Here is a 21118-nt window from a genome sequence, read left to right on the forward strand (position 1 = left end):
GCGGCATGAGCGAGACCTGCGACGTCGCCCACGGCACGGCCGAGGCGGACCCCGGTGTGCGGACCCTGGTGGCGGTGTTCGCGTCGCCGGTTTCGCGGTACCTGCTGAAGTTCGCCCGCGACCTCGGCTACCACGTGGCGCTGTTCGAGCCGGACGCCGCGCGCGCCACCGACGGGCCCGAGGGGATCGAGGCGGACACGACGCTGCCGCCGCTCGACGGCTCGGCGGACGTCGTCGTCACCGACCACCACCGGCCCGAGCTCGGCGAGGTGCTGAAGGCCGCGCTGGGCGGGAACCCGCGCTGGATCGGCGTGCTCGGCAACCCGCGGCACCCCGGCCCGCACGTGGCCGCGTTGCGGGGCCTGGGCGTGAGCGACGACGACATCGCCCGCGTGCACCGGCCCGTCGGGCTGAACATCGGCTCGCGCACGCCGCCGGAGATCGCCATCGCGACCCTCGCCGGCCTGCTGGCCGACCGCAACGGCCGCCCGGGCGGCTTCGACTTCTGACCCGTCGTGAGTGAGAAACAGGGTTAGAGCACTGTTTCTCACTCACGACCGGGCTAGTGGACCCCCCAAACATAAGGCCACGGCGCCAAACGGGGGCGGCGGGGGGGGGGCCCCCCCCCCCGGCCCGCGCGGGGGGTAACCATTCCGCCCCGGTGTTTTGTGACAAACGGTTTTTGCCCTGTTTAACCCCCCCACGACCGGGCTAGTGGACCGCCATTCCTTCCGGCATCGGCTCGAAGCGGGCGTGCCGGCGGGTGAACGTCGCCGTGCCCGACGTCATCGAGCGCAGGTCGATCAGGTAGCGGATCAGCTCCGTCGCCGGGACCTCCGCCCGGATCACCGTCCGCCCGCCGTCGCCGGCTTCGGTGCCCAGCACCCGGCCGCGGCGGGACGAGAGGTCGCCGAGCACCGTGCCGAGGTGCTCGTCCGGCAGCCGGATCGCCACCTCCTCCAAGGGCTCCAGCATCGTGATGTGCCCGTTCGCCGCGGCTTCGCGCAGCGCGAGCGCGCCCGCGGTCTGGAACGCCGCGTCGGAGGAGTCGACGCTGTGGGCCTTCCCGTCGACCAGCGTCACCTTCACGTCGACCACCGGGTGCCCGTCGGCCAGCCCGCGCGCCAGCTGGGCCCGCACGCCCTTCTCCACGCTCGGGATGAACTGGTGCGGCACCGAGCCGCCGACGACCTTGTCGACGAACTGGAACCCGCCGCCACGCGGGAGCGGCTCGACCTCGATGTCGCAGACGGCGAACTGGCCGTGCCCGCCGGACTGCTTCACGTGCCGCCCGTGTCCCTTGGCCGGCTTGGCGAACGTCGAGCGCAGGCTGATCTTCACCGGCTCGGTCTCGACGTCGGCGCCGCCCGCCCGCAGCCGCGAGAGCACGACGTCGGCGTGCGCCTCGCCCATGCACCACAGCACCAGCTGGGCGGTCTCGGCGTTGCGGTCCAGCCGCAGCGTGGGGTCGCCGGCGACCAGCCGGGACAGGTTGCGGGCGAGGGTGTCCTCGTCGCTGCGGGTCTTCGCGATCACCGCCACCGGCAGCAGCGGCTCCGGCATCGCCCACGGTTCCATCAGCAGCGGCTCCTCCGGCGAGGAGACGGTGTCGCCGGTCTCGGCCGAGCCGACCTTCGTCAGCGCGCAGAGGTCGCCGGCGACGCAGTAGGGCACTTCCCGCAGGTTCGCGCCGAGGGGGGAGTAGAGGTGCGCGACGCGCTCGTCGGCGTCGTGGTCCTCGTGGCCGCGTTCGGCGAGGCCGTGCCCGGACACGTGCACCGGCCGCTCCGGCCGCAGCGTCCCGGAGAACACCCGGACGAGGGACACCCGGCCGACGTAGGAGTCCACGGCCGTCCGGACGACCTCCGCGGCGAGGGGGCCCGCGGGGTCGGCGGTGATGGCGGCGTGCTCCCCGCCGTCCGGCGTGGTGACGTCGGGTGGCTGGTGCTCCAGGGGCGAGGGGAACGCGCGGACGATCCCGTCGAGCACCTCGGCCAGGCCGATCCCGCTGGTCGCGCACACCGGGATCACCGGGTGGAACGTCCCGCGCGCGACGGCGGTTTCGAGGTCGGCGATCAGCGTCTCCTCGGCGATCGCCTCGCCGGCGAGGTAGCGGTCCATCAGGGACTCGTCCTCGCTCTCGGCGATGATCCCTTCGATCAGCTCGTTGCGCGCCTCGGCCATCCGCTCCAGGTCCGCCGGGTCGGGCTCGCCGATCTTCGGCGGGTGGCCACCGGAGTAGTCGAAGTACCGCTGGGTGATCAGCCCGACCAGGCCGTCGCCCGCGGGCAGGTACAGCGGCAGCACGCCGTCGCCGAACGCGGCCTGGCACGCGGCGATCTCGGCCATCGCGTCGGCCCGGTGGTGGTCGAGCCGGGAGACGACGACCGCGCGCGGCATCCCGACCGCCGCGCACTCTTCCCACACCGCGACCGTCGCCGCGTCGACGCCTTCGGCGGCGCAGACGACGAACAGCGCCGCGTCGGCCGCGCGCAGCCCGGCCCGCAGCTCCCCGACGAAATCGGCGTACCCCGGGGTGTCGATCAGGTTGATCTTGTGGCCCTGGTGCAGCACCGGCGCGACCGAGAGGCCGACCGATCGCTGCTGGCGCACCGCCGCGGGGTCGTGGTCGCACACCGTCGTCCCGTCGACCACCGAGCCCGCGCGCGGGACGGTGCCGGACGCCGCGAGCAGCGCCTCGGTGAGGGTCGTCTTCCCCGAGCCGGACGGGCCGACGAGCACGACGTTGCGGACCTTCGCGGGGTCGTCCACAGCGACGGCGGCCCCGGTGTCGGCGTTCTTGGCTTGTTTGTCTGCCATGACGACTCCTCGGCGAACGGCTGGTGTACGAGATGTGTCCTCGATCACACACCCGCTACCCTGGTCACGGCAAGGCAGGGCCCCCGGGACCAGCCGAATGCCCGGGGGACACGGGGCAGGGGGAGTGACGTGGACAGGCGGACTTTCTTGCGGGTTTCCGGAGCGGTGCCGGTGGCGGGCCTGGCGGGGTGGCCGCCGCCGGACGACTGGGAGCGGCTGCGCCGGCGGCTGACCGGCCCGCTCTTCCGGCCGGGCGACCCGGGTTACCCGGAGGCCAAGCAGGGTTTCTTCACGATGTACGACGACCGGCAGCCGGCCGCCGTCGTCGGCGCCGCGCGCGTCGAGGACGTCCAGGAGGCCGTCGCTTTCGCCGCGCGGCACCGCTTGCCGGTGGCGGCCCGCAGCGGCGGGCACAGCTACCCCGGCTATTCCACTGTGGACGGCGGGATCGTCGTGGACCTGAGCCGGTTTTCGGGGATCGAGGCGCGACCGGACGGCCGGGCGGTGATCGGGGCCGGCGCGCGCTTGGGCCCGATCGCGACGACGCTCGCCGCGGCCGGCCGGGTGCTGCCCGCGGGCAGCTGCGGCACGGTCGGCATCGCCGGGCTCGCCCTCGGCGGCGGCGTCGGCGTGCTCGACCGGAAGTACGGGTTGACGTGCGACCACCTGGAAGCGGCGCGGATCGTCACGGCCGACGGCCGGGTGCGGACCGTGTCGGCGGCCGCGGAGCCCGACCTGTTCTGGGCGCTGCGCGGCGGCGGTGGCGGGAACTTCGGGATCGTCACCGGCTTCACCTTCCGGACGGTGCCGGTCGCCGACGTCGCCACGTTCGCCCTCGAGTTCCCGCCGACCGCCGGAGCCGCGTTGCTCGCCGCGTGGCAGGAGTGGCAGCCGGTAGCGCCCGACGAGCTGTGGTCGGGGATGGGGCTGGCGTGGAACGAGGCCACGCTCGGCGGCACCTTCCTCGGCCCGCGGGCGCGGATGCACGCGCTGCTCGAAGACCTCGTCCGCCGCGTCGGCACCGCGCCGACGGTGTGGAACGAGGGCGTCCAGGACCACCTGAGCGCGATGCGCTCGTTCGACGACCAGGAGTCCCGGCCCTCGGCGGCCGCGGACCGGGGGACGTACATCGGCACGTCGCGGATGCTGACCCGGCCGCTCGCCGACCCGGGCGCGGTCGTCGGCGTGCTCACCCGCGACCCGGGCGTCCGCACGATCGTGGACTCGGCGGGTGGCGCCATCGCGCGCGTCGGGGCCCGGGAAACGGCGTTCCCGTACCGGACGGCGCTCGCCAGCCTCCAGTTCCTCCACGGCGCGGAGCCGGAAAACGGCGGGGAGGCCGGTGCGCGGCGCTCGCTGGCCGCCGTGCGCGACGGGCTCGGGCCGGAGTTCGGCACCACGGGCTACGTCAACTACCTCGACCCGGAGATGCCGGACTGGGCGCGGGCGTACTACGGGGTGAACCTGCCGCGGCTGCGCGCTGTCGCCCGGAAGTATGACCCGCGAGGAATTTTCGCTTTCCCGCAAGGACTTTCGGCGCCCCGCTCGACTGTCCATATCGGAGAGACGTAAGCTCCGCGGCACTCGGCAGAGAGGCAGCGCGTGCTCGACCTGGCATTCTCCACAGAGGACCTGGCGCACACCCGGTTCGCGTTCTCGCCCGCGTGGGAGATCGTCGCGAGCGTCCGCGTCCTGAACCAGCCGGGGGAGCACGCGCTGCACCTGCCGTGGGTCAAGCGCGCCACCGCCGCGCTCGCCGAGGCCGGGCTGGACATCGGGCTCCTGCGCGACCTCGTCCCGCTGCGGCACCTGCCCGGCTTCCTGGCCGCCACACCGTCGACGCCGCTGCCCGAGCTCGCCGACGAGCTCGCGGACCTGCGCGACGTGCCCGCCCGCGTCGTCCGGCGCGAGCTGGACGCGATGGCCGGGCCGCGCACGCCCGCGTTGAACCGTCTCCACCGCGACCCCGAAGCCGGTCTCGAGCGGCTCGCGACGCTGATGGAGCAGTACTGGGAGCTGGTGCTCGCCCACGACTGGCCGCGGATCCGCGCGCTGCTCGAGGCCGACGTGCTGCACCGGTCGCGGATGCTGGCCCAGGGCGGGGCCGCGGAGCTGTTCAACGACCTCACGCCGCTGGTGCGCTGGCAGGGCGGCACCCTCACGGTCGCGCACCGCCACCTGCACGCGGCCGTGCCGCTCGACGGGCGCGGCCTGGTGCTCGTGCCCTCGGCGTTCGTCTGGCCGCGGGTGTTCTCCAAGACCGACCCGCGCTGGCAGCCGGTGCTGCGCTACCCGCCGCGCGGCATCGCCACGCTCTGGGAGACCGGCACGGCCGCCGCGCCCGGCGCGCTGGCCGCCGTCGTGGGCCGCGGCCGGGCCATGCTGCTGACCGAGCTGACCGCGCCGGCGTCCACCGCCGAGTTGGCCCGCCGGACCCGGCTCAGCGCGGGGGCGGTGTCGCAGCACCTCGGCGTCCTGAAGGCCGCGGGCCTGGTCAGCGGGCATCGTGCCGGACGTCACGTGCTGTACGCACGGACCCGGGCCGCGGAAGTCCTGGTCGCGGGCGTGCCGGAAGTGGACTCCTGAGATAGCCGCGTACTGGCCTGCTTGAAGGGTCCACCACGGACCTACCCTCGGATGCGTACCCACCGATTCATGTCGAAAGGCCTTGTCGTGTCCGAGCAGCAGACCACCGCCACCGGCGGCACCGTCCAGTCCGTCACCGGCACCGCCAAGGTGAAGCGCGGCATGGCCGAGATGCTCAAGGGCGGCGTGATCATGGACGTGGTCACCGCCGACCAGGCCAAGATCGCCGAAGACGCCGGCGCGGTCGCGGTCATGGCGCTGGAGCGCGTGCCCGCCGACATCCGCGCCCAGGGCGGCGTCGCGCGGATGAGCGACCCCGACCTGATCGATGGCATCATCGAGGCCGTCTCGATCCCGGTGATGGCGAAGGCCCGCATCGGCCACTTCGTCGAGGCGCAGGTCCTGCAGTCCCTGGGCGTCGACTACATCGACGAGTCCGAGGTGCTGACCCCGGCCGACTACGCCAACCACATCGACAAGTGGGCCTTCACGGTGCCCTTCGTCTGCGGCGCGACCAACCTGGGCGAGGCGCTGCGCCGGATCACCGAGGGCGCGGCGATGATCCGCTCCAAGGGCGAGGCCGGCACCGGCGACGTCTCCAACGCGACCACCCACATGCGCCAGATCCGCCAGGAGATCCGGCGGCTGACGTCGCTGCCGGAGGACGAGCTGTTCGTCGCCGCCAAGGAGCTGCAGGCGCCCTACGAGCTGGTCCGCGAGGTGGCGCAGGCCGGCAAGCTCCCGGTGGTGCTGTTCACCGCGGGCGGCATCGCCACCCCGGCCGACGCGGCGATGATGATGCAGCTCGGCGCCGAGGGCGTGTTCGTCGGCTCGGGCATCTTCAAGTCCGGCAACCCGGCCCAGCGCGCGGAAGCGATCGTCAAGGCGACGACGTTCTACGACGACCCCGACGTGCTGGCGAAGGTCTCGCGCGGCCTGGGCGAGGCGATGGTGGGCATCAACGTCGAGGAGCTCCCGGAGCCGCACCGCCTCGCCGAGCGCGGCTGGTAGATCCACCTCGATCGATCGAAGTGGCCCCGTGGACCGTCGGTCTGCGGGGCCACTTCGCGTGCCGGGGCAGCACGGCCGGGCCGGTGGCTCAGACGTATTCGGAGATCTCGACGGCGTACGTGCCCGGCTCGAGGGCCTCGAAGATGTGCGGCACGTCCCCCGGGTAGCAGATGTAGTCCCCGGGCAGGAGCTCCTCGGGGTTGTCCATGACGCCGACCCGCGCCCGGCCCGCGCACAGCACGATGTGCTCGACCACCCCGGTCATGTGCGGGTCGGAGCGCCGCGGGGTGCCCGGCTCGCCGCGGACCACGTAGATGTCGCGGCGGGCGCCCGTGGGGCACGCCGACAGCAGCGTGCAGGCGTAGTCGGCGTGTTCGGCGAACACCGTCGGCCCCCGGCCCGCGCGGACCACCCGGACCTTCGGCCGCTCCGGCTCGACCAGCCGGGAGAACGGCACGTCGAGGGCGACGCCGAGCGCCCACAGCGTCTCGACGCTCGGGTTGCCGGTGCCGGACTCGAGCTGCGAGAGCGTCGACTTGGCCAGGCCGGCGCGGCGCGCGACCTCGGTCAGGGACAAGCCCGCGCGGGTGCGTTCCCGGCGCAGGGACGCCGCGATGATCTCCAGCGGCGCGCCGGTGGTTTCCTGCGACATTGCTGTTCGCTCCATCGGTCGTTCTGTTCGCCTTGACGAACACGGGTGCCTGTGTTCACCATAGAACACATGCGTTCGATATGGCGAACACTCGATCGGGGCCTCGCCCGTGACATCGGCCTGGTCTGTCTCGCCGATTGTCTCGTGGGGGTTTCCTACGGCGCCATCGCGGTGAGCTCCGGCTTCCCGCTGTGGCTGCCGATGCTGATGTCCCTGCTGGTCTTCGCCGGGGCGTCGCAGTTCATGTTCATCGGCATCGTCGCCGCGGGCGGCAACCCGTTCGCCGCGGTGCTGGCCGGGCTGCTGGCCAACGCGCGGCACCTGCCGTTCGGCTTCGCGATCGGCGACGTCCTGGGGAAGCGGTGGACGGCCCGGCTGGCGGGCAGCCACCTGATGATCGACGAATCGGTCGCGTTCGCGCTGGCCCAGCGCGAGGCGCACCGCCGGCGCGCCGCGTACTGGGCGTGCGGGATCGGCCTGTTCGCCTGCTGGAACATCGGCGTGGTCGGCGGCGCGTACGCCGGCACGGCGATCAGCGACACGGACGCGTTCGGCCTGGACGCGGCGTTCCCGGCGGTGCTGCTGGCGCTGGTGCTGCCGTCGCTGCGCGACAAGGCGACCCGGCTGCCGGTGCTGATCGGGGTGCTGGTCGCCCTGGCGGCGACGCCGTTCCTGCCGGCGGGACTGCCGGTGCTGCTCGCGCTGGCGGGGGTGCTGGCCGGGGTGGCGGCGAAGGAGCCCGAGCTGGAGGAGGCGCGCTGATGGACGGCGTGGAACTGCTGATCGCCACGGGGGTGCTGGCGGCCGGGACGTTCGCGTTCCGCTTCGCGGGGCCGGCGCTGCGCAGCCGGGTGAAGCTGACCCCGAAGGCCGAGCGGCTGATGGCCCTGGCGGCGGTGGTGCTGCTGGCGGCCCTGGTGGCGGTGAGTGCCCTGACCGAGGGTCACGGGTTCGCCGGGATCGCGCGGCCGGCGGGGGTCCTGGTGGCGGGGGTGCTGGCGTGGCGGAAAGCACCGTTCGCGCTGGTGGTGGTGGCCGCCGCGGCGACGGCGGCGTTGCTCAGGCTGGCCGGCGTGCCGTGAGCGAGGCGGCTGACCTGCCGGTAAGCCACCGAGCCGGTGCGTCTAGGCTGGTGGGAAGGTCTTTCGGGAGGTCGGGTGTCGTCGGAACCGGTCATCGGTGTGCTCGCCATGCAGGGTGCCGTGCGGGAGCACGTCGCCATGCTGGAAGAAGCCGGTGCGCGCGCCAAGCCCGTCCGGCGAGCCGGTGAGCTGTCCGAAGTGGACGGCCTGGTGCTGCCCGGTGGCGAGTCGACCACCATGTCGAAGCTGCTCGAGACGTTCGAACTGCTGGAACCGCTCAAAGCGCGGATCGCCGAGGGCATGCCCGCATTCGGCTCGTGCGCCGGGATGATCCTGCTGGCCCGGCAGACCCTCGACGGGCGGCCCGACCAGCAGCAGCTCGGCGGGCTCGACGTCGTCGTCCGGCGCAACGCCTTCGGCCGGCAGGTCGACTCCTTCGAGGCGGACCTCGACTTCGCCGGCGTCGACGGCGAAGTGCGCGCGGTTTTCATCCGGGCGCCGTGGGTCGAGAAGGCCGGTGACGGCGTCGAGGTGCTGGCCACCGTCAGCGGCGTGCCCGGCGTGGACGACGACACCGCTAGGATCGTCGCGGTCCGGCAAGGGGCGGTGCTGGCGACCGCGTTCCACCCGGAGCTGACGCCCGACGTGCGGGTGCACCGGCTGTTCGTCGACCTCGCGCGGAAGGCAGCCTGAGACGCGGTGCCCGGCCGGGGTACGGAACAGATGGAGGAGAGATGAGCGGCCACTCCAAGTGGGCCACCACGAAGCACAAGAAGGCCAACCTCGACGCGAAGCGCGGCAAGCTCTTCGCGCGGTTGATCAAGAACATCGAGGTGGCCGCCCGCACGGGCACCGGTGGTGGCGACCCGGATGGCAACCCGACGCTCTACGACGCCATCCAGAAGGCCAAGAAGAACTCGGTCCCGCAGGACAACATCGAGCGCGCCCGCAAGCGCGGCGCCGGTGAAGAGGCCGGCGGCGCCGACTGGCAGAACATCACGTACGAGGGCTACGGCCCCAACGGCGTGGCGGTGCTGATCGAGTGCCTGACCGACAACAAGAACCGCGCCGCGATGGAGGTCCGCACCGCGCTCACCCGCAACGGCGGCTCCCTCGCCGACCCGGGCTCGGTCGCCTACATGTTCAACCGCAAGGGCGTCGTGCTCATGCCGAAGGCCGGGGCCACCGAGGACGACGTCCTCATGGCGGTCCTCGACGCGGGCGCCGAAGAGGTCAACGACCTCGACGAGAGCTTCGAGATCGTCTCCGAAGGCGGCGACCTGGTGCCGGTGCGCAAGGCCCTGCAGGAGGCCGGCTTCGAGTACGAGTCGGCGGAACTGACGTTCCTCCCGACTGTCAGCGTCCCGCTGGACGCCGACGGCGCGAAGAAGGTCTTCAAGCTGATCGACGCCCTCGAAGACTGCGACGACGTCCAGAACGTCTACGCGAACTTCGATGTCCCAGACGAGGTGCTCGCCGAAGTCGGCTGAGTTTTCCCTTGCGCCGCACCGCTTTCGTGCCCGGGCCGGAAACTTTCCGGCCCGGGCACTGTGCTCTCCCGGCCTCGTCAGGCAGAATGTGCGCCGTGACCTCGACGACCCCCGCCTCCGCCGACATCACCGCCGAACTGTCCGCCGAAGAACTGCGTCTCATCGAATGGATCGAGACGCAGGCGAAGGAACGCGGCAACGCGGTCATCACGGTCGCCGGGGACGACGAGGGCGCCGGCTACTGCTTCACCGCCTGCGCGTGGGCGCTGCACCACGTGCCCGAGGCCGTCGTGGTCGGGCTGCCGGAGCAGATGGGCCAGGTGCTGCTCGACGCCTACGTCGACCGCGCGGCCAACGGCGAGATCTTCGAGGTCGGCCGCCGCTACGACGACTTCTTCGAGGGCGTTCCCGTCGTGCTCGAGCGCGTCAACAAGGGGCACTACCCCGAATACTTCGGCACGGCCTTCCTCATCTACCCGGACGGCGACTTCCCGGCGCTGCAGCTGATCGTCGCGACGCCGGAGGGCAAGTTCCCCTGGCACCCGGACGCGCCGGAGGGCTTCGACCGGTGGCAGCCGGTGCTGACCGAGAGCGGCGACCCCGAAAGCTGGACCCCCGGCGTCGACGGCCCCTAGAACTTCCCCAGGTCGGCGGCCGCTTCGGGGTACTGCCGGGCCAGTTCCGCCGCGGGGGAGAACTCCACGCAGTCGTCGGTGTACGGCGGCACCACGACCGTGCCCAGCAGGCTCCACGAACCGCGCGTGAGGGCGGCCTGCCAGGTCCCGGCCGGCACGACGACCTGCGGCCGTTCCCCGGCGGCGACGTCGGTGCCCAGCACCGGCCGTTCGACCGAACCGTCCGGGTGCAGCAGCAGCATCGCGGCCGGAGCCCCCGCGTGGTGCATCCAGACCTCGGTGCGGTCCAGCCGATGCGGCGCCGAGCGCTCCGGCGCGACGAGCAGGTAGTAGATCGCGGACCCGTCGGGGGAGCGCCAGCTCTGCGCCCACCGCCCGCCTTCGACGGGCAACGGCTCAAGTCCCAGGTGGGTGATGAAATCCGACGGCTCCGGCATGTCTGCCATCCTGCCGCAGATGCGCCCAGTAGCCTGCTAGCTCGAACTGGTGTTCGCGGCGGGAAGGAAGAACGGGTGCGGGTGCTCGGGGTCGACCCCGGTCTGACCAGGTGCGGCCTGGGGGTCGTCGACGGCGGCAAGGGCCGGGCCGTCCGCTGCGTCGCCGTCGACGTCGTGCGGACGCCGCCCGACGCCGATCTGGCCCACCGGCTCCTCGGCATCTCCGACGAGGTCGAGCGGTGGATGGACAAGTACAAGCCGCAGGCCGTGGCCGTCGAGCGCGTCTTCGCCCAGCACAACGTCCGGACCGCGATGGGCACCGCGCAGGCCGGCGGGGTGGTCGCCCTGGCGGCCGCGCGCCGGGGCCTGCCGGTCGTCTTCCACACGCCGAGCGAGGTGAAGGCCGCGGTCAGCGGCTCCGGCCGGGCGGACAAGGCCCAGGTCACGGCCATGGTCATGCGGCTGCTCAACCTCGAGGTCGCCCCGCACCCCGCCGACGCCGCCGACGCCCTCGCCCTGGCCATCTGCCACCTCTGGCGCGAGCCGATGCGAGCCCGGCTCGCCGAAGCCGAAGCCCGCGCGGCCGAGATGGCCCGCACGCACAAAGCCCGCCTCGCCGCGGCGGCGAAACAAGCCAAGAACCCTGGAGCAGCACGATGATCTCGTCGGTACGCGGAGAAGTCCTTTCGGTCGGCCTGGACCACGTCGTGGTCGAGGTCGGCGGGGTCGGCTTCGCCGTGCAGGCCACCCCGGCGACGCTGGCGACCCTGCGCCGCGGCGAAGAAACCCGGCTGCACACCGCGCTGGTCGTGCGCGAGGACTCGCTGACGCTGTTCGGCTTCGCCGACGCCGACGCGCGCGAGCTGTTCGGCCTGCTGCAGACGGTGTCCGGGATCGGGCCGCGGCTCGCGCTGGCCACCCTCGCCGTGCTGGACCCCGACAAGCTGCGCGCCGCGCTGGTCGAAGGCAACATCACCGTGCTCACCTCGGTGCCGGGCATCGGCCGCAAGGGCGCCGAACGGCTCACCCTGGAACTGCGCGACAAGGTCACCGCGCTCGGCTCCGGCGAAGCGCCCGCCATCACGGCGCCCGGTGCGCTGCGCGCCGAAGTCGTCGAAGCGCTGGCCGGGCTCGGGTTCCCGGCCAAGCAGGCCGAGCAGGCGGTCGACAAGGTCCTCTCCGACGGTGACGGCCACACGACGGCGAGCGTGCTGCGCGCTTCGCTGGCCACCCTCGGCCGGAAGCGGTAGGCGCGGCCGTGGAGTATGAAGCCGTGGAGGAAGACGAAGCCCTCTCGGCGTGGGCCCAGACCGGCGAGGAGACCGTCGAGGGCACGCTGAGGCCCCGCAAGCTCGACGAGTTCGTCGGCCAGCCGCGCGTGCGCGAGCAGCTGGAGCTGGTGCTCGAGAGCGCCCGCCGGCGCGGCGTGCCACCCGACCACGTCCTGCTCTCCGGCCCGCCCGGCCTCGGCAAGACGTCGATGGCGATGATCGTCGCGGCCGAGCTGGGCGCGGCCATCCGGATCACCTCGGGCCCCGCGCTGGAGCGGGCCGGCGACCTCGCCGCGATGCTGTCCAACCTGGCACCCGGCGACGTCCTGTTCATCGACGAGATCCACCGGATCGCCCGCCCCGCCGAGGAGATGCTCTACCTCGCCATGGAGGACTTCCGGGTCGACGTCGTCGTCGGCAAGGGCCCCGGCGCGACCAGCATCCCGCTGGAGATCGCGCCGTTCACGCTGGTCGGGGCGACCACGCGGTCGGGTTCGCTGACCGGCCCGCTGCGCGACCGGTTCGGCTTCACCGGCCAGATGGAGTTCTACACCGACACCGAGCTGGAGCTGGTCGTCCGCCGCGCGGCCACCATCCTCGACATCCCGATCGACCGCGACGGCTGCCAGGAGATCGCCGGCCGCTCGCGCGGCACGCCCCGGATCGCGAACCGGCTGCTGCGGCGCGTCCGCGACTACGCCGAGGTCCGCGCCGACGGCAAGGTGACCCTGGAGGTCGCGCGCGCGGCGCTGGCCGTCTACGACGTCGACGAGCTCGGGCTCGACCGGCTCGACCGGGCCGTGCTCACCGCGCTGACCAGGTCGTTCGGCGGCGGGCCGGTCGGGATCTCGACGCTGGCGGTGGCCGTGGGGGAGGAGGCGACCACCGTGGAAGAGGTGTGCGAGCCCTACCTGGTGCGCGCCGGTATGCTCGCCCGCACCCCGCGGGGCCGGGTCGCCACGGCGGCCGCCTGGGAGCACCTCGGCCTGGTGCCGCCCGCCGACCACCCGGGGCGCCCCGACCCGGGCGGGCTCGCGCCGTTCGAGCAGGACTGAGCGGCCGGGACCAGCGGGTGGGTGTCGGCGTCCGCGCTGGTACCTGGCACACTTGACAGGAGCACATACCCAAAAACCGGACATTTCGGCTGGGCCCGGTGTCCGTCGAACGGAGAATCATGCAACAGCTATTGCTGCCCCTGCTGCTCGTGCTCGTCCTCGCCGTGCCGCTGGTGATGAGCACGCGCAAGCAGAAGAAGCAGCAGGCGGCGCAGCAGGACCTGCAGAGCAGCCTGGCGCCCGGTGACCGCGTGATGACCACGTCGGGTCTCTACGGCACCGTCGCCGACGCTTCGGGCGACAACACGATCGACATCGAGATCGCCCCCGGCGTCGTCACCACCTGGCTGCGGCTCGCGGTCCGCGAGAAGGTCGAGCCCGTCGTCGAGACCGACGAGGACGCCACCGACGACGTCGTGGACGCCCCGGCCGAGGAGTCGATCATCGAGTCGGGCTCCGGCAGCAAGGACGACGAGCCGCAGACCACCGCCCAGGTGGCCCCGCCGCTGGAGCACGGCAAGAAGTAGGCCTCGTGCCACCCCGGGAACGCCCGACGAAAGTCGGTGTGGCCTCGCACGCCGGGCTCACGCAGCACCGAGTAGTGTCTCGGTGCTGCGTGCGTGTCCGCCGTCATACCCGTGCCCGGGAGTGAATCGCACACAGTCCCTCCCGGTAACCCTCCGGGTGGGCACCGCATCAGTGGGGCAACCCAGTCCGAGGAGACCGAAGCACCGTGGCATCATCGGCCGGGCATCTCCGCCCGGGACGCTATCTCGCCTTCTTCGCCCTGATCGTGATCGTGCTGTACGCGCTGGTGTTCCTCACCGGCAACCACAAGCCGACCCCGAAGCTGGGCATCGACCTGCAAGGCGGCACCCGGGTCACGCTCACCGCCCGCACCCCCGACGGCGGCCAGCCCACCCGGGAATCCCTGAACCAGGCGCGCCAGATCATCGAGCGGCGCGTCAACGGGATCGGCGTCAGCGGCACCGAGGTCCTCCTCGACGGCAACAACGTCGTCATCACCGTCCCCGGCGAGCAGGGCGACCAGGCGAAGAACCTGGGCAAGACCGCGAAGCTCGGCTTCCGCAAGGTCGTCGCGAACGCGACCCAGCCGGTCGTGCCGCCGCAGACCACGACCCCGCCGCCGGCCACCGGCGCCCCGACCTCGGGCGCCCCGAAGTCGACGCCGCCGTCTTCGGGCGCTCCGGCGGCCTCCTCGGGGGCCCCGACGACCAAGCCCGGTGGCGGTGGCGCCCCGGGTGCCGCGCCCGCGCCGCAGCAGAGCACCACGCCGGCCCCGCCGAGCAGCAGCACCACGCCGCCGCCGGCGTCGAGCCAGGCTCCGGCGCCCTCCGACGGTTCGGTGGACGCGCAGACCGCGCAGCAGATCCAGGCCGCGAAGGCGGTCCGCCAGAACAAGGACCTGATCGGCGCCGACGGCCAGCCGAACCAGGAGCTCGTCGCGAAGGCGATGGCGTCGCTCACCTGCGCCCCCAACGCCAAGGACGCCCTCGAGGGCAACGACGACCCGAAGCTGCCGCTGGTCGCCTGCGGTGACCACAACACGTACAAGTACCTGCTGGAGCCGGAGTTCCTGCCGGGCACCGAGATCGCCGACGCGAACTCGACGTACAACACGCAGAACGGCCAGTGGGTGGTGAACCTCAGCTTCAAGAGCGAGGGCACCAAGATCTGGGCGGACTTCACGTCGAAGAACGTCAACCAGCAGGCCGCGTTCGTGCTCGACACGCAGGTCGTGTCGGCGCCGAACATCCAGGTGGCCATCCTGGACGGCAACACCCAGATCACCGGGAAGTTCACGCAGGCCGAGGCGAAGGACCTGTCGGACATCCTCAAGTACGGCTCGCTGCCGCTGTCGTTCGCGTCCTCGGACGCGACCACGGTGTCGGCGACCCTCGGCCTGGCCTCGCTGCAGGCCGGTCTCATCGCCGGCGGCATCGGCCTGCTGGTGGTGTTCATCTACTGCCTGTTCTACTACCGCCTGCTCGGCGTGCTCACCATCCTTTCGCTGGCCCTGTCCGGCGCGCTGGTGTTCGCCGTTCTGGTGCTGCTCGGCCGCTGGATCGGCTACACGCTGGACCTCGCGGGCATCGCCGGCCTGATCATCGCGATCGGCATCACGGCGGACTCGTTCGTCATCTACTTCGAACGGCTGAAAGACGAGATCAGAGAGGGTCGGACGTTCCGGTCCGCGGTGCCGCGCGGCTGGGTCCGCGCCCGGCGCACCATCCTGGCTTCGGACGGCGTGAGCTTCCTGGCCGCGGCGATCCTGTACGTCATCGCGGTCGGCGACGTCCAGGGCTTCGCGTTCACCCTCGGTATGTCCACCGTGCTCGACCTGGTGGTCGTGTACCTGGTGACGCACCCGCTGGTGGCCATCGTGTCCACGTCGAAGTCGTCGTTCCTGTCCAATCCGAGGAACCTGGGCCTCGGCGCCGTGCAGCAAGTGGGTTCGCAGCGTAAGAAGTCGACCTCGGTCGGCCGCGCGAACGTGAAGGAGGCCTGACGTGGCGGTCGAAGAACTGGGCACGGACGCCGAAGGCAACGCCAAGGCGGCGGTGAAGCCCGGCAAGAAGGAAAGCGTCTTCCACCGGCTCTACGTCGGCACGGGCGCCTTCGACGTCGTCGGCAAGCGCAAGCGCTGGTACGTCTTCTTCGGCGCGCTGGTGCTGATCTGTCTCGCGTCGATGATCATCCGCGGCTTCAACCTCGGCATCGAGTTCGAGGGCGGCACGCAGATCCAGATGCCGGCCAACGGCACGCACGGCGTGATCACCGAGCAGCAGGCGAAGGACTCGTTCGAGAAGGCGCTCGGCCGCCCGGCGGCCGAGGCGCAGAAGGTCGGCACCGGCGCGGCGTCGACCATCCAGATCCGCACCGACACGCTGAACGCGGCCGACGTCGCGAAGGTCAAGCAGACCCTGTTCCAGGACCTGGGGCCGAAGGGCACCAACGGCCAGCCCAGCGTGCAGGCGATCAGCGACAGCGCGGTGAGCGCGTCCTGGGGCGGCGAGATCTCGCAGAAGGCGCTGATCGCGCTCGGTGTGTTCCTCGTCGCGGTGGTCATCTTCCTGGCGATCTACTTCGACCTGCGGATGGCCGCGGCGGCGCTCGTCTCGCTGCTGCACGACATCCTCGTCACCGCCGGCGTGTACTCGCTGATCGGCTTCGAGGTCACCCCGGCGACCGTGATCGGCCTGCTGACGATCCTCGGCTTCTCGCTGTACGACACGGTGGTCGTGTTCGACAAGGTCCGCGAGAACACGCGCGGCCTGCTCGGGCTGACCCGCCGCACCTACGGCGAGGCCGCCAACCTGGCGCTCAACCAGACCCTGATGCGGTCGTTCAACACGGCGTTCATCGCGCTGCTGCCGATCCTGGGCCTGCTGATCGTGGGGTACGTCCTGCTCGGTTCGGGCACGCTGCAGGACCTGGCGCTGGTGCAGCTGACCGGTACGTTGGTCGGCGTCCTGTCGTCGGTCGCCCTGGCGACGCCGCTGCTGGTCGACTTCAAGATGCGCGACCCGAAGTACGCGCAGCAGGCCGAGCGGGTCCGCCAGCGCCGCGTCACCCAGGAGCGGAAGGCGGCGGGCGAAGAGGACTTCGACGCCTCGGACGACGACTCCCTGGCGAAGGAGCTGCGCAAGGAGAAGGCGTACGCGGCCGCGGCCAGCGTCCCCGCCCGCATCCAGAAGCAGCGCCCGTCCGGCAAGCCCGCGGGCAAGCGGAAGCGCTGACGTGGAGCTCGACGACGCCCTCGGCCTCATCGCCGAGGTGCCGGACTTCCCCGAGCCCGGCGTGCTGTTCCGCGACCTGAGCCCGCTCTTCGCGGACGCGGGCGCGTTCAGGGCGGTGACCGACGCGCTGGCGGAGACGCTGGAACCCGGTGTCGAGGCGCTCGCGGGGGTGGAAGCCCGCGGGTTCCTCCTCGCCGCGGCCGTCGGGTACGCCCGCGGCCTCGGCGTGGTGCTGATCCGCAAGCCCGGCAAGCTCCCGCAGGTGGCGGGCCGGGTGGACTACGCGCTGGAGTACGGCACGGCGACGGTCGAGCTCCCGGCGGGCGTCGTGCGGCCCGGCCAGCGCGTGGCGATCCTCGACGACGTCCTGGCCACGGGCGGCACGGTCGCGGCGACGGGCAAGCTCCTCGAAGACGCGGGAGCCGTGGTCGACGGCGTGTCGGTGGTCCTGGAACTGGCGGCCCTGCGCGGCCGCGAGGTGCTGGGCAACCGGAAGATCCACGCCCTGCAGTCCTGCTGACGTTCCATGAGGGGCACCTTCCTGGCTTTCGAGGCCGGCAAGGTGCCCCTCATGACTTTCGCCACCCGCGGTGGTGAAGCCGCTGGTCGCGGGCTCGGCATCCCCCTGAACGGGCGCACCCGAGAGGGCCGCGAGGCGTAGCGGCTACCCTGGTGTTCCGAAGGCCGCACGAGCAGCAGGAGGTGCGGGTGAGCCAGGAGCTCGACGCCGCGGTGCCCGCGAAAGAGGGCGCCCCGCAGAACGGGCAGGCGGCGGCCCAGCCGCCGAGGCCGAACGGTGCGGCGCCGAACCCGTCCGCGACCCGGCGGGTCCGGGCGCGCCTCGCCCGGCGGATCACCGCGCAGCGCGCCGCCCCGGTCAAGCAGGTCCTCGAACCCCTGGCCGTCATCCACCGCGAGCTGCACCCCAACGCCGACCTCGGGCTGCTCCAGCGCGCCTACGACGTCGCCGAAGAGCTGCACCGCAACCAGCGGCGCAAGTCCGGCGACCCCTACATCACCCACCCGCTCGCCGTCGCGACCATCCTCGCCGAGCTGGGCATGGACACCACGACCCTGGTCGCGGCCCTGCTGCACGACACCGTCGAGGACACCGGCTACGCCGTCGAGAGCCTGAAGGCTGACTTCGGCGAGAAGGTCGCCGAGCTCGTCGACGGCGTCACCAAGCTGGACAAGGTCAAGCTCGGCACGTCCGCCGAGGCCGAGACCATCCGCAAGATGGTCATCGCGATGGCCAAGGACCCCCGCGTCCTGGTCATCAAGCTCGCCGACCGGCTGCACAACATGCGCACCATGCGCTTCCTCCCGCCGGAGAAGCAGGCCCGCAAGGCCCGCGAGACGCTGGAGGTCCTCGCCCCGCTGGCCCACCGCCTCGGCATGGCCACGGTCAAGTGGGAGCTGGAAGACCTCGCGTTCGCCATCCTGCAGCCCAAGAAGTACGACGAGATCGTGCGCCTGGTCGCCGACCGCGCGCCCTCGCGCGACATCTACCTGCGCTCGGTCATCACCGACCTGACCAGCAACCTCGTGTCGTCGCGGATCACCGCGAAGGTCGAGGGCCGGCCGAAGCACTACTACTCGATCCACCAGAAGATGATCGTCCGCGGCCGCGACCTGGACGACATCCACGACCTGGTCGGCGTCCGGATCCTCGTCGAGGACGTCCGCGACTGCTACGCCGCCATGGGTGTCGTGCACGCGCTGTGGCAGCCGGTCCCCGGCCGGTTCAAGGACTACATCGCCCAGCCCCGCTTCGGCGTCTACCAGTCGCTGCACACCACGGTGATCGGCCCGGACGGCAAGCCCCTCGAGGTGCAGATCCGCACCTACGAGATGCACCGCACCGCCGAGTACGGCATCGCCGCGCACTGGCGCTACAAGGAAACCAAGGGCACGCACACCGGCAACGCCATGGACGTCGACGAGATGGCGTGGATGCGCCAGCTCCTCGACTGGCAGCGGGAAGCGGCGGACCCGGGCGACTTCCTCGAGTCGCTGCGCTACGAGCTGGCCTCCCGCGAGATCTTCGTGTTCACGCCCAAGGGTGACGTCATCACGCTGCCCGTGGACTCGACGCCGGTCGACTTCGCCTACGCCGTGCACACCGAGGTCGGGCACCGCTGCATCGGCGCCCGCGTCAACGGCCGCCTGGTCGCGCTGGAACGCAAGCTGGAAAACGGCGAAGTCGTCGAGATCTTCACCTCCAAGGCGGAGAACGCGGGGCCGTCGCGGGACTGGCTGCAGTTCGCCGGCTCGCCGAAGGCGCGCGCGAAGATCCGGCAGTGGTTCGCCAAGGAACGCCGCGACGAGGCGATCGAAGGCGGCAAGGAAGCCATCACCAAGGAGATCCGCAAGGTCGGCCTGCCGATCCAGCGCCTGGTCTCCGCGGAGTCGATGGGCGCGGTCGCCACCGAGCTGCGCCACGCCGACATCTCGTCGCTGTACGCGGCGGTCGGGGAGGGCCACACCAGCGCGAAGCACGTCGTGCAGCGCCTGGTCGCGCTGATCGGCGGCGTCGACGCGGCGGAGGAAGAGCTCGCCGAGCGCGCCACGCCGTCGACCGTCACGCGCCGCCGCGGCTCCAACGACGTCGGGGTCGTGGTCAAGGGCGCCAGCGACGTCTGGGCGAAGCTGGCCCGCTGCTGCACCCCGGTGCCGGGCGACGAGATCCTCGGGTTCGTGACCCGCGGCGGTGGCGTTTCGGTGCACCGCACCGACTGCACCAACGCCGGCGACCTGCAGTCCCAGCCGGAGCGGCTGGTCGAGGTCGAGTGGGCCCCCTCGGCGTCGTCGGTGTTCCTGGTGGCCATCCAGGTCGAGGCGCTCGACCGGCACCGCCTGCTGTCCGACGTGACCAAGGTGCTGGCGGACGAGAAGGTCAACATCCTCTCGGCGTCGGTCACCACGTCCCGCGACCGCGTGGCGGTCAGCCGGTTCTCGTTCGAGATGGGCGACCCCAAGCACCTCGGCCACGTCCTCAAGGTGGTCCGCGGCGTGGAAGGCGTCTACGACGTCTACCGCGTGACGTCGGCTTCCTGAGGGATCCAGGAGACGCCGGCGGCCGCGGCGATCCGCGCGCGTGACTCCAGGAGCCGCGCGCGCAACGGCGGCAGGTCGACGTCGAGCAGGCGCCCGTCCCGTTTGACCGCCTTCCCGGCGACGTAGACGCTGTCCACCAGCCCGGGGTGACCGGCGCTGACGATGGTGCGGACCGGGTCGCCGACGGGGAAGACCGAGAGGTCCTCGGCGTCGAGCAGGACCAGGTCGGCATCGTGGCCGACGGTGAGCCGGCCGGTGGTGCGCCCAAGGGCCCGGGCACCGTCCGCCGTGGCGAACTCGAGGACGTCGCGAGCCGTGACGCCGCCGCGCTCGGCGGCCAGTGCGGTGCGCATGGCGCCGAACAGGTCACCACCGGCGGACAGGCAGTCGTCGACCGACAGCGTCGGGCGGATGCCGGCGGCGAGCGCCCGGCCGGTCACCGGCGGCGCGAAGCCCATCTTCAGCTCGACGTCCGGGCTGACCGATACCGAACACCCCGCCTCGGCCAGCATCACGAGCTGGTCGTCGGACAGGTCGTTGCCGTGCACGATGGTCGTGCGGTCGTCGAGCAGGCCCCGCGCGCGCATGCCCTCGATCGGGCGGTCGCCGTACCGCCACCCGCCGGTGCCGTGGACGTGCGTGCTCACGGGGAGCCCGAGTTCCCGCGCCAGCGCGACATCGGCGGCGGTTTCGTCCATGGTGGACATCACCGGGCCGCGCAGGCCCAGCGCCATGTCCTCGCCCGGCAGCAGGGCCCGCACCCGCCGGATCTCCGGCGCGATGTCCGGCCCGTCGGCCCCGTAGCAGAAGATCGAGTGGCCGGGTGCGTCGCGCAGCCCGGCGATCGCGGCGTCGGCGTTCTCCGGGTGCAGAGCGCAGTGGAACCAGTCGAGCATCGTCGTGACGCCGGAGTTCAGGGCTTCGAGGCGGCCGAGGAGGTTGCCCAGGTAGACGTCCTCGGGCCGGTAATGCGGTTTCAGCGTGCCGTGCGCGGCGACGCGGTACTGGTCGAACGTCCAGTCCGCGCCGAGGCCGCGGAACGCCGTCTGCCAGGTGTGCCGGTGCGTGTCGACGAACCCGGGCAGCACGATCTTCCCCGTCGCGTCGACGATCTCGGCATCGGCGATCTCGGCGTCGAGCGTGGCGCCGATGGCGGCGATCCGGCCGTCCTCGATGAGCACGTCGCCACGGGGCAGGTCCCCGAGCGCCGGATCCATGCTGACCACCATGCCGCCGCGCAGCAGTGTCTTCATCGGGTTCC

General features: G+C 72.1%; 21 protein-coding genes. 17 read left to right on the top strand and 4 right to left on the bottom strand.

The annotated features are described in order from the left end of the window. Nucleotides 1-5: 5 nt before the first annotated feature. A complete protein-coding gene (locus ACIRSS_RS48745; protein WP_400908939.1) occupies nucleotides 6-509 on the top strand; it encodes an XdhC family protein in 504 nt (167 codons plus the stop codon). A gap of 202 nt (nucleotides 510-711) precedes the next feature. On the opposite strand, the gene ACIRSS_RS48750 is transcribed toward ACIRSS_RS48745, so the two are convergent. Continuing rightward, a complete protein-coding gene (locus ACIRSS_RS48750) occupies nucleotides 712-2820 on the bottom strand; it encodes an elongation factor G-like protein EF-G2 (protein ID WP_400908942.1) in 2109 nt (702 codons plus the stop codon). A gap of 129 nt (nucleotides 2821-2949) precedes the next feature. Here ACIRSS_RS48750 and ACIRSS_RS48755 point away from each other — a divergent pair, with 129 nt between their 5' ends. The 3 genes from ACIRSS_RS48755 (at nucleotide 2950) to pdxS (ending at nucleotide 6417) form a co-directional block, all read left to right on the top strand. Further along, complete coding sequence (locus ACIRSS_RS48755) at nucleotides 2950-4392, top strand: FAD-binding oxidoreductase (RefSeq protein ID WP_400908944.1); 1443 nt, start codon at nucleotides 2950-2952, stop codon at nucleotides 4390-4392. A 30-nt stretch (nucleotides 4393-4422) separates the two neighbouring features. Next, nucleotides 4423-5406, top strand: coding sequence for a DUF5937 family protein (locus tag ACIRSS_RS48760; RefSeq protein ID WP_400908947.1), 984 nt, complete (start codon nucleotides 4423-4425; stop codon nucleotides 5404-5406). A gap of 69 nt (nucleotides 5407-5475) precedes the next feature. Continuing rightward, on the top strand, nucleotides 5476-6417 hold the full coding sequence (gene pdxS, locus ACIRSS_RS48765) for a pyridoxal 5'-phosphate synthase lyase subunit PdxS (protein WP_400908950.1): 942 nt from the start codon (nucleotides 5476-5478) through the stop codon (nucleotides 6415-6417). A gap of 88 nt (nucleotides 6418-6505) precedes the next feature. On the opposite strand, the gene ACIRSS_RS48770 is transcribed toward pdxS, so the two are convergent. Then, nucleotides 6506-7069: a helix-turn-helix domain-containing protein gene (locus tag ACIRSS_RS48770; protein WP_400908952.1), complete on the bottom strand. Its 564-nt coding sequence runs from the start codon at nucleotides 7067-7069 to the stop codon at nucleotides 6506-6508. Nucleotides 7070-7138: 69 nt separating this feature from the next. Between ACIRSS_RS48770 and ACIRSS_RS48775 the strand changes: the two genes are divergently transcribed. From ACIRSS_RS48775 to ACIRSS_RS48795, 5 genes are all read left to right on the top strand, one after another. Further along, on the top strand, nucleotides 7139-7831 hold the full coding sequence (locus ACIRSS_RS48775) for an AzlC family ABC transporter permease (RefSeq protein ID WP_400908955.1): 693 nt from the start codon (nucleotides 7139-7141) through the stop codon (nucleotides 7829-7831). Further along, nucleotides 7831-8151 carry an AzlD domain-containing protein gene (locus tag ACIRSS_RS48780; RefSeq protein WP_400908958.1) on the top strand — a complete coding sequence of 107 codons (321 nt, stop codon included), beginning with the start codon at nucleotides 7831-7833 and terminating at the stop codon, nucleotides 8149-8151. Before ACIRSS_RS48775 ends, ACIRSS_RS48780 begins: the two co-directional genes overlap by 1 nt. Nucleotides 8152-8226: 75 nt before the next feature. Further along, complete coding sequence (pdxT, locus tag ACIRSS_RS48785; RefSeq protein WP_400908961.1) at nucleotides 8227-8844, top strand: pyridoxal 5'-phosphate synthase glutaminase subunit PdxT; 618 nt, start codon at nucleotides 8227-8229, stop codon at nucleotides 8842-8844. Between the two features lie 41 nt (nucleotides 8845-8885). Continuing rightward, nucleotides 8886-9641, top strand: a complete 756-nt coding sequence (locus ACIRSS_RS48790; RefSeq protein ID WP_400908964.1) for a YebC/PmpR family DNA-binding transcriptional regulator — start codon at nucleotides 8886-8888, stop codon at nucleotides 9639-9641. 86 nt (nucleotides 9642-9727) lie between these two features. Further along, a complete protein-coding gene (locus ACIRSS_RS48795) occupies nucleotides 9728-10276 on the top strand; it encodes a DUF4262 domain-containing protein (RefSeq protein ID WP_400908967.1) in 549 nt (182 codons plus the stop codon). Here ACIRSS_RS48795 and ACIRSS_RS48800 read toward each other — a convergent pair. After that, entirely contained in the window at nucleotides 10273-10713 is a 441-nt protein-coding gene (locus tag ACIRSS_RS48800) for a cupin domain-containing protein (protein ID WP_400908970.1), read from the bottom strand. The two genes, ACIRSS_RS48795 and ACIRSS_RS48800, sit on opposite strands and share 4 nt — an antisense overlap. Before the next feature lie 75 nt (nucleotides 10714-10788). Here ACIRSS_RS48800 and ruvC point away from each other — a divergent pair, with 75 nt between their 5' ends. From ruvC to ACIRSS_RS48840, 8 genes are all read left to right on the top strand, one after another. Further along, nucleotides 10789-11373: a crossover junction endodeoxyribonuclease RuvC gene (gene ruvC, locus ACIRSS_RS48805; RefSeq protein WP_354828982.1), complete on the top strand. Its 585-nt coding sequence runs from the start codon at nucleotides 10789-10791 to the stop codon at nucleotides 11371-11373. After that, nucleotides 11370-11963 carry a Holliday junction branch migration protein RuvA gene (gene ruvA, locus ACIRSS_RS48810; protein ID WP_400908975.1) on the top strand — a complete coding sequence of 198 codons (594 nt, stop codon included), beginning with the start codon at nucleotides 11370-11372 and terminating at the stop codon, nucleotides 11961-11963. The genes ruvC and ruvA overlap by 4 nt, the downstream gene beginning before the upstream one ends. A gap of 8 nt (nucleotides 11964-11971) precedes the next feature. Continuing rightward, a complete protein-coding gene (gene ruvB, locus ACIRSS_RS48815; protein ID WP_400908978.1) occupies nucleotides 11972-13039 on the top strand; it encodes a Holliday junction branch migration DNA helicase RuvB in 1068 nt (355 codons plus the stop codon). 119 nt (nucleotides 13040-13158) lie between these two features. Next, the gene (gene yajC / locus ACIRSS_RS48820; RefSeq protein WP_400908981.1) at nucleotides 13159-13566 is read left to right on the top strand and encodes a preprotein translocase subunit YajC; all 408 of its coding nucleotides are present in this window, start codon (nucleotides 13159-13161) and stop codon (nucleotides 13564-13566) included. Nucleotides 13567-13772: 206 nt separating this feature from the next. Beyond that, nucleotides 13773-15569: a protein translocase subunit SecD gene (gene secD, locus ACIRSS_RS48825; protein WP_400908984.1), complete on the top strand. Its 1797-nt coding sequence runs from the start codon at nucleotides 13773-13775 to the stop codon at nucleotides 15567-15569. A 1-nt stretch (nucleotide 15570) separates the two neighbouring features. Next, complete coding sequence (gene secF / locus ACIRSS_RS48830) at nucleotides 15571-16800, top strand: protein translocase subunit SecF (RefSeq protein ID WP_400908987.1); 1230 nt, start codon at nucleotides 15571-15573, stop codon at nucleotides 16798-16800. 1 nt (nucleotide 16801) lies between these two features. After that, the gene (locus ACIRSS_RS48835; RefSeq protein WP_400908989.1) at nucleotides 16802-17320 is read left to right on the top strand and encodes an adenine phosphoribosyltransferase; all 519 of its coding nucleotides are present in this window, start codon (nucleotides 16802-16804) and stop codon (nucleotides 17318-17320) included. A 188-nt stretch (nucleotides 17321-17508) separates the two neighbouring features. Further along, on the top strand, nucleotides 17509-19857 hold the full coding sequence (locus tag ACIRSS_RS48840) for a RelA/SpoT family protein (protein ID WP_400908992.1): 2349 nt from the start codon (nucleotides 17509-17511) through the stop codon (nucleotides 19855-19857). Here the strand turns inward: ACIRSS_RS48840 and ACIRSS_RS48845 are convergent. Next, nucleotides 19833-21110, bottom strand: a complete 1278-nt coding sequence (locus ACIRSS_RS48845; RefSeq protein ID WP_400908995.1) for an amidohydrolase family protein — start codon at nucleotides 21108-21110, stop codon at nucleotides 19833-19835. The two genes, ACIRSS_RS48840 and ACIRSS_RS48845, sit on opposite strands and share 25 nt — an antisense overlap. Nucleotides 21111-21118: the final 8 nt, after the last annotated feature.

It is taken from the genome of Amycolatopsis sp. NPDC101161, assembly GCF_044768185.1.
Taxonomy (GTDB): domain Bacteria; phylum Actinomycetota; class Actinomycetes; order Mycobacteriales; family Pseudonocardiaceae; genus Amycolatopsis.

What these genes read in the sequence shown, in the direction of transcription:
- ACIRSS_RS48795 (WP_400908967.1), top strand. Translation starts at nt 9,728, where the DNA reads ATGTGCGCCGTGACCTCGACGACCCCCGCCTCCGCCGACATCACCGCC.
- ACIRSS_RS48800 (WP_400908970.1), bottom strand. Translation starts at nt 10,713, where the DNA reads ATGCCGGAGCCGTCGGATTTCATCACCCACCTGGGACTTGAGCCGTTG.
- ACIRSS_RS48750 (WP_400908942.1), bottom strand. Translation starts at nt 2,820, where the DNA reads ATGGCAGACAAACAAGCCAAGAACGCCGACACCGGGGCCGCCGTCGCT.
- ACIRSS_RS48775 (WP_400908955.1), top strand. Translation starts at nt 7,139, where the DNA reads ATGCGTTCGATATGGCGAACACTCGATCGGGGCCTCGCCCGTGACATC.
- ACIRSS_RS48770 (WP_400908952.1), bottom strand. Translation starts at nt 7,069, where the DNA reads ATGTCGCAGGAAACCACCGGCGCGCCGCTGGAGATCATCGCGGCGTCC.
- ACIRSS_RS48790 (WP_400908964.1), top strand. Translation starts at nt 8,886, where the DNA reads ATGAGCGGCCACTCCAAGTGGGCCACCACGAAGCACAAGAAGGCCAAC.
- ACIRSS_RS48745 (WP_400908939.1), top strand. Translation starts at nt 6, where the DNA reads ATGAGCGAGACCTGCGACGTCGCCCACGGCACGGCCGAGGCGGACCCC.
- yajC (WP_400908981.1), top strand. Translation starts at nt 13,159, where the DNA reads ATGCAACAGCTATTGCTGCCCCTGCTGCTCGTGCTCGTCCTCGCCGTG.
- ACIRSS_RS48845 (WP_400908995.1), bottom strand. Translation starts at nt 21,110, where the DNA reads ATGAAGACACTGCTGCGCGGCGGCATGGTGGTCAGCATGGATCCGGCG.
- ruvA (WP_400908975.1), top strand. Translation starts at nt 11,370, where the DNA reads ATGATCTCGTCGGTACGCGGAGAAGTCCTTTCGGTCGGCCTGGACCAC.
- pdxS (WP_400908950.1), top strand. Translation starts at nt 5,476, where the DNA reads ATGTCGAAAGGCCTTGTCGTGTCCGAGCAGCAGACCACCGCCACCGGC.
- ACIRSS_RS48780 (WP_400908958.1), top strand. Translation starts at nt 7,831, where the DNA reads ATGGACGGCGTGGAACTGCTGATCGCCACGGGGGTGCTGGCGGCCGGG.